Raw genomic sequence first — 12,001 nt, forward strand, 5'->3', positions numbered from 1 at the left:
CGCCACCAACGCCACCTGAGCGAACTCCGTCCGCCCCAGCACCTCCGCCGCGCCCCCACCCTGGTCCGCGTTCTCGCCCTGGCCCTGGTCCTGGTCCTCGGCGAACATCAGCTCCCGCAACGACCGCCCCAGCTCGACGTCCGCCACCGCGCACACCGCGTCCAACGCATCCGCGAACACCGGGAACGCCGCATACAACTCCCGGCCCATCCCCGCCCGCTGCGCCCCCTGACCCGAGAACAGAAACCCTGTCCGGCCCGCACGCACCGAACCGGTCGCCACCTCGGCCGACTCGCCCCCCGCGGCCAGCGCCGCCAGCCCGCGCGCCAGCCCGGCGCGGTCGGAGCCCACCACCACCGCCCGGTGCTCCAGCACCGCCCGCGTCGTCACCAGTGCCCGTCCCGCCGCGGCGACATCCGCCTCCGGCAGCACGTCCAGATACGCCCTCAGCCTCCCGGCCTGGGCGTGGAGCGCTTCGACGCTCCTGCCCGACAGCACCCAGGGCACCAGCGCGGGACCACTCGTCACGGGTACGCGGTCCCGGCTCCGCCGGTCGTCCGGCGTCTGAGACGTCTGCCGGGCGGAGGCGTCCTCCCCGGGCTCCCCGGGCTCCCCGTGCTGCGCACGCTCCCCGGGCTCAGCCGGCGGCGCCTCCTCGATGATCACATGCGCGTTGGTGCCGCTGATGCCGAACGACGACACGCCCGCCCGGCGCGGATGACCGTTCCGCTTCCACTCCCGCGCCTCGGTCAGCAGCTCCACCCGCCCCGCCGACCAGTCCACGTTCGGCGACGGCTCCTCGGCGTGCAGCGTCTTCGGCAGCAGGTCGTGCCGCATCGCCTGCACCATCTTGATCACACCGGCCACCCCCGCCGCCGCCTGCGTGTGACCCATGTTCGACTTGATCGAGCCCAGCCAGAGCGGCCGGCCCTCCGGCCGGTCCTGACCGTAGGCGGCGATCACCGCCTGCGCCTCGATCGGGTCGCCGAGCGTCGTGCCCGTACCGTGCGCCTCCACCGCGTCCACGTCCTGTGGGGACAGGCCCGCTCCGGCCAGGGCCTGCCGGATCACCCGCTGCTGCGACGGACCGTTCGGCGCGGTCAGCCCGTTGGAGGCGCCGTCGGAGTTGACCGCCGAGCCCCGTACCACCGCCAGCACCCGGTGGCCGTTGCGGCGCGCGTCCGACAGCCGCTCCAGCAGCAGCATGCCCACGCCCTCGCCCCAGCCGGTGCCGTCCGCGCCCGCGCCGAACGACTTGCACCGGCCGTCGGGGGCCAGACCGCCCTGCCGGCTCATGTCCACGAACGTGTCAGGGGTCGACATGACGGTCACCCCGCCGGCCAGCGCCAGCCCGCACTCTCCCCGGCGCAGGGCCTGGACCGCCCAGTGGAGGGCGACCAGCGACGACGAGCACGCCGTGTCCACGGTCACCGCGGGGCCCTCCAGCCCCAGGGCGTAGGCGACGCGGCCGGAGACCACGCTGGCCAGGCTGCCGTTGCCGTGGTAGGCGGCGATCTCCTCGGGGAGCGTGCCCAGCCGCAGGCCCCAGTCGTGGTACATCACTCCGGCGAAGACTCCGGTGTCGCTGCCCTTCATCGAGGTGGGATCGATGCCGGCCCGCTCGAACGTCTCCCACGCGGTCTCCAGCAGCAGCCGCTGCTGGGGGTCCATGGCCTGGGCCTCACGCGGGCTGATCCCGAAGAAGTCGGCGTCGAAGTCGGCCGCGTCGTGCAGGAACCCGCCCTCGCGGGCGGAGCTCCTGCCCGGCCTGCCCGGCTCGGGGTCGTACAGGTCGGGGGCCCAGCCCCGGTCCGACGGGAACGGCGAGACCACGTCGGCGCCCTCGGCGACGAGGCGCCACAGCGCGTCGGGGGAGGCCACGTCGCCCGGGTAGCGGCAGGCCATGCCGACGATCGCGACGGGCTCGTCGACCGGGACCGGGACCGTGCCGGCCGGGAGGGCGGCGGCGCGGGCCGGCGTGTCGAGGATCTTCGTGCGGATGTGCCCGGCCAGCGCGGCGGGCGTCGGGTAGTCGAAGGTCAGTGTCGCGCTCAACCGGAGGCCGGTGGCGGCGTTGAGCCTGTTGCGCAGCTCGACCGCGGCGAGGGAGTCGAAACCGATGTCCTTGAACGCCCTGGTGGGGACGACGGAGGCGGCTCCGTCGTAGCCGAGCACGGCGGCGGCCTGGGTGCTGACGAGCTCGATCAGCGCCTCGTCCCGCTCGGCCTCGCCCAGCCGGTCGAGCCGCTGGGCGAGGGACGACCCGACCGGGGCCGGGCCTGCGGCGGCCGTACGGCGGGCGGGGGTCCGCACCAGGTCCCGCAGCAGCGCGGGGACCCCGTCCGGCCGGGCGGCGAGCGCCCGCAGGTCCACCCGCACCGGCACCACCGCCGGTTCACCGCTGCGGACGGCCCGGTCCAGGAGGGTCAGGTTCTCCGCGGAGGACAGCAGTTCCAGGCCGAGCCTCTCCACGCGCCGCAGCGCGGTCTCGTCGAGCCGGTCCCCCATGCCGCCGTCACCGGTCCACAGGCCCCACGCCACCGAGGTGGCCGCCTGCCCGCGGGCGGCGCGGTGCGCGGCCAGCGCGTCGAGGAAGACGTTGGCCGCCGCGTAGTTCCCCTGTCCCGCCCCGTCGAGGATCGTGGCGGTGGACGAGTACAGCACGAACGCCGTCAGGTCCAGCTCCGCCGTCAGCTCGTGCAGGTGCCAGGCCGCGTCCGCCTTCGGCCGGAACACGGTGTCGATCCGCTCCGGGGTCAGCGACGCGATGACGCCGTCGTCCACGACGCCCGCGGTGTGCACGACGCCGCGCAGCGGGTGGCCGGCGGGGATGTCCGCCAGGAGCCGGGCGAGCGCGCCGCGGTCGCCGACGTCGCAGGCCACCGCCGTCACCCGCGCGCCCAGCGCCTCCAGCTCCGCGCACAACCCGGCCGCGCCGGGCGCGTCCGGACCCCGCCGGCTGGCCAGCAGCAGGTGCCGCACCCCGTGCTCGGCCACCAGGTGCCGCGCCACCAGCGCGCCCAGGCCGCCCGTGCCGCCGGTGACCAGCACCGTGCCGTCCGCGTCCCAGACCGGGTCCGGCTCCGTCTCGGGAGCGGGCACGAGGATCAGGCGGGGCACGAGGACCTCGCCGCCGCGCAGCGCCGCCTCCGGTTCGTCCGAGGCGACGGCGGCGGCCAGCGCGCCCCGGGACTCCTCGGAGCCGTCGGTGTCGACCAGCACGAACCGGCCGGGGTTCTCCGCCTGCGCGGACCGCACCAGACCCCACACGGGAGCCGTCCGCAGGTCCACGTCCTCACCGGGCAGGGCCACCGCGCCGCGGGTCACCACCACCAGGCGGGAGTCGGCGAACCGCTCGTCGGCCAGCCATGCCTGGACGGCGGTGAGCGCGTGGGCCGTGGCCGAACGGGCGCCCGCCAGGGGGTCTCCCTCGGGTACGGCGAGCTCGAGGAGCACCGTCCCGGGTACCCGCTCCGCGCCGGCGACCTCCTCCAGGGAGAGGGGGACGACGGGCGCCGGGGCGGTCCCGGCCGCCAGGCGGGTCCACCGGAGGTGGAAGGGCGAGTCGTGGCGGTCCCGGCCGGCGGCGCGCAGGTCGTCGCCGGACACCTCGCGGACCACGAAGGAGCCGATCGACGCCACCGGCGCCCCGGTGGCGTCGGCGATGGCGATCGACGCCTCTCCCCTGCCGGTGGCGACGATGCGGGCGCGCACGGACGGCGCGCCCTGTGCGTGGAGCGCCACGTCGCTCCACGCGAACGGGAGGCGCAGCAGCTCGGAGACGGGCTCGTCCTCCGCGAAGTCCATCGCGTGCAGCACCGCGTCGAGCAGTGCGGGATGCAGTGCGAAGGACGCCGCCTCCGCCCTGTTCTCCTCGGGGAGCGAGACCTCGGCGAAGACTTCGCCGCCCCGCCGCCAGACGGCGCGCAGCGCCTGGAAGGCCGGCCCGTAGCCGTAGCCCTGTCCGGCCATGGCCGCGTACAGTCCCGCCGTGTCGACGGGCCGCGCTCCGGGGGGCGGCCACTCCGACATGCCGAACGACCCGGCGCCGGGGGCCGGGGCGGCGCGCCGGGCCAGGACGCCGGTGGCGTGCCGGGTCCACGGCGCGTCGTCGGGCAGGTTGTCGGGGCGGGAGTAGAACTCGATCGGTCTGCGCCCGTCCTCGTCCGCCGCTCCGACGACCACCTGCAGCGCGGCGCCGGCCGTGCCGGCCGCGCCGGCCGCGCCGTCGATGGCCAGCGGCGCCTGGAGCGTCAGCTCCTCCAGCAGGTCGCAGCCGACCTCGTCGCCCGCGCGGGCGGCGAGCTCCACGTACGCGGTGCCGGGCAGCAGGACGACGCCCGAGATGACGTGGTCGGCCAGCCAGGGCTGCGACCGGGTCGAGACCCTGCCGGTGAGCACCGCCCCGCCGGAGTCGGGCAGGGCGACGACCGCGCCGAGCAGGGGGTGCCGCGCCGCCACCTGGCCCAGCGCCGGGGCGTCGCTCGCGGCCGCGGCGGAACTCAGCCAGTACCGCCTGCGCTGGAAGGCGTAGGTGGGCAGCTCGATCCGCCGGGCGCCGGATCCGGCGAAGAACGCCTGCCAGTCCGGCGCGGTGCCGCGGGTGTGGGCCAGCGCCACCGCGGTGCGGACCTGCCCGGTCTCCGGCCGGTCCCGGTGGAGCAGCGGGGCGAACGCGGCCTCGGACCGGTCCGCCAGGCAGTCCTGGCCCATCGCCGACAGCACGCCGTCCGGTCCCAGTTCGAGGAAGGTCGTGACGCCCTGGCCGGCCAGCCACCGGACCGCGTCGTGGAAGCGGACCGAGGCGCACACGTGGCGCACCCAGTACTCGGCCGAGCACAGCTCGGGACCGGCCGGTTCGCCCGTCACGGTCGAGACGATCGGGATCCGCGGCGCGGAGTAGCGCACCACCTGGGCGATCCGCCGGAACTCCGCCAGCATCGGCTCCATGAGCGGCGAGTGGAACGCGTGGGAGACCCGGAGCCGGGTCCGCCTGCGTTCCGGCAGCGCCGCGGCCACCGCGAGGACCTCGTCCTCCCGGCCGGAGATCACCACGGAGGCCGGGCCGTTGACCGCCGCGATGCCCACTCCGCCGGTCAGCAGCGGCAGCGTCTCCTCCTCCGACGCCTGCAGGGCGACCATCGCGCCGCCGCGGGGCAGTTCCTGCATCAGCCGGCCGCGCGCGGCCGCCAGCATGGCCGCGTCCTCCAGCGGCATCACGCCCGCCACGTGGGCGGCGGCCAGTTCGCCCACCGAGTGCCCGGCGAGGAACGCGGGCTCCAGCCCCCATGATTCGAGCAGCCGGAACAGCGCCACCTCCACGGCGAACAGGGCCGCCTGCGCGTACATCGTCTGGTCCAGGAGGGCGGCCTCGGCCGAGCCGGGGGCGGCGAAGAGCACGTCGTACAGGGGGAGGTCGAGCTGCAGGTCGAGGTGGCCGGCCGCCTGGTCCAGGGCCGCGGCGAAGGCGGGGAAGGCCGCGTACAGCTCCCGCCCCATCGCGAGCCGCTGGCTGCCCTGCCCGGTGAACAGGAAGGCGAGCGCGCCGCCGTCCGCGGTGCCCCGCAGCACGCCGGGGGCCTCCTCGCCTCCGGCGACCGCCCTCAGGCCGCGCAGGAGTCCCGCCCGGTCGTCCGCGACGACGGCGGCGCGGTGCCACAGGGAGGCCCGGGTGGTGGCGAGGGAGTATCCGAGGTCGTGGAGCCGCGTCCCGGGCCGCGCCTCGACGGCGGCCAGCAGCCGCTCGGCCTGGGCGCGCAGCGCCTGCTCGGTGCCGCCCGAGACCAGCACCGGGACGCCGGCCGGCTCCGGCGCGGCTCCGGTCCGGTCTTCCGGACCGGCCACCGGCTCCGGTCCGGCCGCGGGCTCCGGTCCGGCCGCGGCGTCCGGCTCCGGCCGGAGCTCCGGTTCCTCGATGATGACGTGGGCGTTGGTGCCGCTGATGCCGAAGGCCGACACCCCCGCGCGGCGGGGACGGCCGAGATCCTCCCAGGGACGGGCCTCGGTGAGCAGCCGTACCTCTCCCGCCGACCAGTCGACGTTGGGCGAGGGCGCGTCCACGTGCAGGGTCCTGGGCAGCACGCGGTGCCGCATCGCCATGATCATCTTGATCAGGCCGGCGGCGCCGGCCGCCGCCTGGGTGTGCCCGAGGTTGGACTTGACCGACCCGAGCCAGAGCGGCCGGTCCTCCGGCCGGTCCTGGCCGTAGGTCGCCAGCAGCGCCTGCGCCTCGATCGGGTCGCCGAGCGTCGTGCCCGTGCCGTGCGCCTCCACCGCGTCCACGTCTCCGGCCCCCAGCCCCGCGGCGGCGAGGGCCTGGCGGATGAGCTTCCGCTGGGACGCTCCGCTGGGCGCGGTCAGGCCGTTGCTCGCGCCGTCCTGGTTGATCGCGGAACCGCGGATCAGCGCCAGGACGGTGCGGCCGTTGCGGCGCGCGTCCGAGAGCCGCTCGACCACGAAGACGCCGGCGCCCTCGGAGAAACCCGTGCCGTCGGCCCCGGCGGCGAACGCCTTGATGCGACCGTCGGGGGCCAGGCCGCGCTGGCGGCTGAACGCGGTGAACACGCCGGGACTGCTCATGACGGTCACCCCGCCGGCCAGGGCGAGGGAGCACTCCCCCCTGCGCAGCGCCTGGGCGGCCAGGTGAAGGGCGACCAGCGAGCCGGAGCAGGCGGTGTCGATGGTGACGGCCGGGCCCTCCAGGCCCAGCACGTAGGCGATGCGCCCGGAGGTGACGCTGGGCACGTTGCCCGTCATCAGGTATCCGTCGAGCCCGTCGGGGGCCTCGTGGACCCTGATGCCGTAGTCGTGCACCTCGGCGCCGACGAAGACGGCGGTGCCGCTGCCCTTCAGCGAGAGCGGGTCGATGCCCGTCCGCTCCAGGGCCTCCCAGGTGGTCTCCAGGAGCAGCCGCTGCTGCGGGTCCATGCCGAGCGCCTCGCGGGGCGAGATGCCGAAGAACTCCGCGTCGAACTCCGTCGCCGTGGACAGGAACCCGCCCTTTCCGACGTACGTCGTGCCGGAGGCCTCCGGGTCTCCGCCGAAGAGCCGCTCCAGGTCCCAGTCCCGGTCGTCCGGGAAGTCGCCGAGGACGGTCCCGTCCCCGGCGACCAGCTCCCAGAGGTCCTCGGCCGATCCGATCCCGCCCGGGAAGCGGCAGCCGATGCCGACGATGGCCAGCGGCTCGTCGTCGAAGGCCGCGACCCCTTCCGGGGTCGCGGCCTCCTCCCGCAGGCCGAGCAGCTCGGCCCGCAGGTACCCGGCGAGCAGCGCCGGGGTGGGGTGGTCGAAGGCGACGGTGGGCGGCAGGGGCAGACCCGTGGCCGCGCGGAGCCGGTCGTGCAGACCGACCAGCGCGAGGGAGTCCATGCCGAGTTCGCGGAAGGCGAGATCGGCGTCCACCCTGGTGGTCGTGCTCTCCGAGTTCTCCGACACCTCTCGCAACGCCGCGAGTGTGTGCTCGGACACCAGTTCCCGCAGGGCGCGCACCTGCGCCGCGGGCGGCAGCGCCGCCAGCCTGCTCGCCAGGGCGGAACCGTTCTCCACCGCTTCAGCCGAAACCCGGTCCCGGCTGTCGGCCGAGCGTCCAGACTCACTCATAAGACCACTCCAGTCATTACTGCCTATAAAGGCAGAGACCACCCACCGTCGCCCATAACACTCGTCTGAACGCTATTCCGGATCATCCCTCGGCCACACCCCTAAGGGCCCCAGAACCGACCCCGCTCACCTGCCCTGTTTGACCACCGCACCGCCGTCCACCTTCAGGTGCTGGCCGGTGACGTACCGGGACTCGTCCGAGGCCAGGTAGGTGATGGCGTGCGACACGTCGACCGGCTCCACGTAGGGGATCGGCATCGCCTGCACCATCGGGAAGGCCGGCTCGGCGTCCTCCCGGGTGGGGTTCTCCAGGTCCGGGCGGAAGAGCCGGTAGGTGTCCTCGTTCTGGATCATGGCGGTGTTGACGTAGGCCGGGTGCACCGCGTTGACACGCTGCATGGAGGGCGCCAGGAGCGGCGCCAGCCAGTTGACGTAGTGCTTCAGCGCGTGCTTCGAGTAGGCGTACCCCATGCCGCCGGGCCCCATCGGGCCGGCCGCGCCGTGCTCGGTGATGAAGGCGGCGATGGAGCCGACGATGACGATGGACCCGCCTTCCCCCAGGTGCGGCAGCGCCGCGTGCACGGTGTTGAAGGTGCCGCTCAGGTTCACGTCGATGGTCTCGGTGAACGCGCCGATCGGCCGGTCGGCGCCGGTCGGGCAGATGCCCGCGTTGGCGATCACCACGTCGAGGCGGCCCAGCTCGGCGACCCCCTCGTCGATGGCCGCCTGCAGCGCCGCCCGGTCGCGGACGTCCGCCTGCTTGGTCACTATCCTCCGGCCGGTCTTCTCCACCAGCCGTACGGTCTCCTCGGTGTCCTCGCCTCCGGCCATCGCGTAACCCACCGAGCCGATGTCCCGGCAGAGGTCGATCGCGATGATGTCCGCGCCCTCCTCCGCCAGCCGTACGGCGTGGCTGCGTCCCTGCCCTCGGGCCGCACCGGTGATGACGACGACTTTGTCCTGTACTCGTCCCATGGAGCACTCCATCTGTTGTCAGGGTTTCGGTGATCGGATGAGGTTCGTGAGGTAGTCGCCCACGACCCGGCGGAAACGCTCCGGCTCCTCCAGGTGCGGCATGTGGCTCGACTCTTCGAAGATCTCCCAGCGCACGTCCGGGATCAGGTCCTGGAACGGCTGGACGGTCGCCGGGGTCGCCTCGTCGTGCCTGCCGGAGATCAGCAGGGTCGGGACGGCGATGTCCGCGACGCAGTCCACGACCGACCAGTCGCGCAGCGTCCCGATGACGTGGAACTCGCTCGGCCCGTTCATGGTGTAGTAGACCGTCGGATCGTTGTAGACCTCGTAGAACGAGGCGAGGTAGTCACGCGGCCACGGGGTCAGCCGGCAGACGTGCCGTTCGTAGAAGACGCGCATCGCCGCGAAGTACTCGTCGCTGGCGGTGGTCCCGGCCGCCTCGTGGCGGCGGAGCGTCTCGTCGACCCCCTTGGGGAGCCGGTCCCGCAGCACCTTCATCTCGCTCAGCCAGAGCGGGTAGGAGGCGGGGGAGTTGGCGATGATCAGCCCGCGGAGGCCCGGCGGGCGGCCCGCCGCGTGCCTGGCGGCGAGCATGCCGCCCCACGACTGGCCGAGCAGCACGTAGTCGTCGGCCACGTCCAGCCGGTGCAGGAGGTTGTCCAGTTCGTCGAGGAACAGCTCCGGCGTCCAGAAGTCCTCCCCCCGCTCGGGGAGGTGGCTGGACCCTCCGTTGCCGATCTGGTCGTAGTGGACGACGGGCCAGCCCTCCTCGGACAGGGCCGCGATGTTCAGCAGGTAGTCGTGGGTGCTGCCGGGGCCTCCGTGCACCACCACGACCGCCGGCCGCCCGGAACGGGGTTCCCCGGTGACGCGGTACCACGTGGCGTGCTCGCCGAACGGCACGCACCCTTTGGAGCTGGGAGGCAGGGGCACTGCGCTCACCTCATTCCTGTCATGTTCCTGTCATGGCCTCGGCGTCGATCCGAGCCAGTCCTCGATGACGCGGGCGGTCTCCGCCGCCCGGTTCTCCAGAATGCTGAAGTGGTCTGCGGGCACCGTCCTGAGCGTGTGGGCCGGGTCCCAGGGGGCGGCCCGCCAGTCCTCCAGCCCCTCGCCGGTCCCGGCGAACGACTCCTGGCACTGGACGAACAGCACCGGCGCCTCGATCCGCGCGGGCGGCATGTCGACGAGCAGCTCGCCGTACCGGCCCATCGTGGAGAGCCTGGCGCTGTCGAACCCGCCGAACGCCTGCTCCATCTCGAGCATCCCGAAGACCAGCTCCTTGGCCAGGCCCGCCCGGCCTCCGCCGTCGCTCTCGTAGGTGTCGAGCAGGACCACCCCGTCGGGCCGGGCACCTGCGACGGTCTCGAGCCGGTGGGCGGTCGCGGCGGCGAAGATGCCTCCCGCCGAGTAGCCGACCAGCACGAACGGCTCCCCCTCGGCCGCCAGGAGCACGCTCTCGGCGAGGACCTCGACGGCGGCGTCGATCGAGACGGGGAGCGGCTCCCCGGGGAGGAACCCGGACAGGGGGATCGCCGACACCTGGCGGACGCCGCGGAAGTGCGAGGCCAGCCGCGCGTGCTGGTACACCCCACCCGTCGCCATCGGGGTGCTGAGGCAGAGGAGGCGGGGGCGGCCCGGACCGTCGGCCAGCTTCACCGGCGCCGGGATCCGTTCCAGATCCGCCGCCGAGGAGAAGGACGGGCGGACCCTCGCGATCGCGGTGAGCACCTCGAACCCCTCCTCCAGCCGGCCCGCCATGACGGCTCCGCGGAAGATGTCGCTCACGGTGTCCGGCACCGGAGCCGGCGGCGCCGGACTCCCGGTCCCGGTCTCGACCTCGGCTCGGGAGAGGTGCGCGGTGAACTCCGCGGCGACGAACCCGGCCAGATCGGCGGGGGTCTTGTTCGAGAAGACGACCATCGGGGGCAGGCGCAGTCCGGTGGCCTCGTTGAGGGCGTTGCGCAGCTCCAGCGCTCCGACGGAGTCGAAGCCCGCCTCCAGGAAGTCCCGCTCGGGATCGACGTCACCGGAACCCTCGTGACCGAGCAGGCGCGCCGCGTGTTCCAGCACGAGTTCCAGAAGGGCCGCTTCGCGTTCCCGCGCCCCCAACCCGGCCAGCCGACGACCCAACCCGCCCGCACCACCACCCCCACCGGCACCCGCACGCCGCCGCACCACCGGCACCAACCCCGCGAACACCGACGGCAACCCCGCCCCCGCCCCCGCCAGCACCCGCACATCCAGCCGCACCGCCACCACCGCCGCCGCGTCCGCCCCCGCCGCCGCATCCAGCAACGCCAAACCCTGCTCCGGCGCCAGCGCCCCCATCCCCATCCCCGCCATCCGCCGCACCTGCGCCGCCTCCAGCCCGGCACCCATCCCGCCACCGGCCCACAGACCCCACGCCAGCGACTGCCCTGCCAACCCCCGCGCCCGCCGATACGCCGCCAGCCCGTCCAGGAACGCGTTCGCCGCCGCGTAATTGCCCTGACCCGCATTGCCCAGCGTCCCGGCCAGCGACGAGAACAACACGAACGCCGACAGGTCCAGCTCCGCCGTCAGCTCGTGCAGATACCACGCCGCATCCGCCTTCGGCCGCAACACCGCATCGATCCGCTCCGGCGTCAGCGACCCCACGACCCCGTCGTCCAGCACCCCGGCCGCATGCACCACACCCCGCAGCGGATGCGCCGCCGGAACACCCGCCAGCAGCCCCGCCAGCGCCTGCCGGTCGGCCACGTCACACGCCGCCACCGTCACCCGCGCACCCAACGCCTCCAACTCGGCGGCCAGCTCCACCGCACCCGGCGCCTCCAGCCCCCGCCGACTGGTCAGCACCAGATGCCGCACCCCGTGCTCGGTCACCAGGTGCCGCGCCACCAGCGCACCCAGACCACCCGTGCCACCGGTCACCAACACCGTGCCGTCCGCATCCCACACCGGAGCGGACCCGTCCGCACCCGGCACCATCCCGTGAGCATCCGCGTCTTCCCGCCCGGTCCGCGCGACCACCGGACCGCTCTCCTGCGGCGCACGGCCGTCGACCGGCACCCGGGCCAGGCGCGCCACCCGCAACTCACCACCCCGGATCACCACCTCCGGCTCACCCGAGCCGATCACGGCACCCAGCGCCTCGGCCGACCCGGTCGCGTCATCGGTGTCGACCAGCACGAACCGGCCGGGGTTCTCCGCCCTGACCGCCCGCAGCAGACCCCACACCGGAGCCAGCCGCACATCGACGTCCTCTGCTCCGACCGCCACCGCGCCCCGCGTCACCACCACCAGCCGCGACGAGGCGAACCGCTCCTCGGCCAGCCACGCCTGCACCACCCCCAGCACCTCGGCGGTAACCGACCGCACCATCCCGGGAACATCCGCCCCGGACATCTCCGTCTCAGGCATGTCCGTCTCGGGCACCGGGCAC

Annotated in this window: 4 protein-coding genes; all 4 read right to left on the minus strand. The window is 74.3% G+C overall.

What is annotated here, in order from left to right; translation table 11 throughout:
* On the minus strand, positions 1 to 7,599 hold a 7,599-nt coding region (locus IEZ06_RS34655), incomplete at its 3' end, for a type I polyketide synthase (protein WP_189240897.1).
* A 126-nt stretch (positions 7,600 to 7,725) separates the two neighbouring features.
* The gene (locus tag IEZ06_RS34660; RefSeq protein WP_189240898.1) at positions 7,726 to 8,574 is read right to left on the minus strand and encodes a mycofactocin-coupled SDR family oxidoreductase; all 849 of its coding nucleotides are present in this window, start codon (positions 8,572 to 8,574) and stop codon (positions 7,726 to 7,728) included.
* Positions 8,575 to 8,592: 18 nt separating this feature from the next.
* The gene (locus IEZ06_RS34665; RefSeq protein ID WP_229799107.1) at positions 8,593 to 9,516 is read right to left on the minus strand and encodes a proline iminopeptidase-family hydrolase; all 924 of its coding nucleotides are present in this window, start codon (positions 9,514 to 9,516) and stop codon (positions 8,593 to 8,595) included.
* A 21-nt stretch (positions 9,517 to 9,537) separates the two neighbouring features.
* Entirely contained in the window at positions 9,538 to 11,979 is a 2,442-nt protein-coding gene (locus IEZ06_RS34670) for a type I polyketide synthase (protein WP_505853148.1), read from the minus strand.
* Positions 11,980 to 12,001: the final 22 nt, after the last annotated feature.

The organism is Planomonospora antibiotica (genome assembly GCF_014647955.1).
In the GTDB taxonomy this organism is placed as follows: domain Bacteria; phylum Actinomycetota; class Actinomycetes; order Streptosporangiales; family Streptosporangiaceae; genus Planomonospora; species Planomonospora parontospora.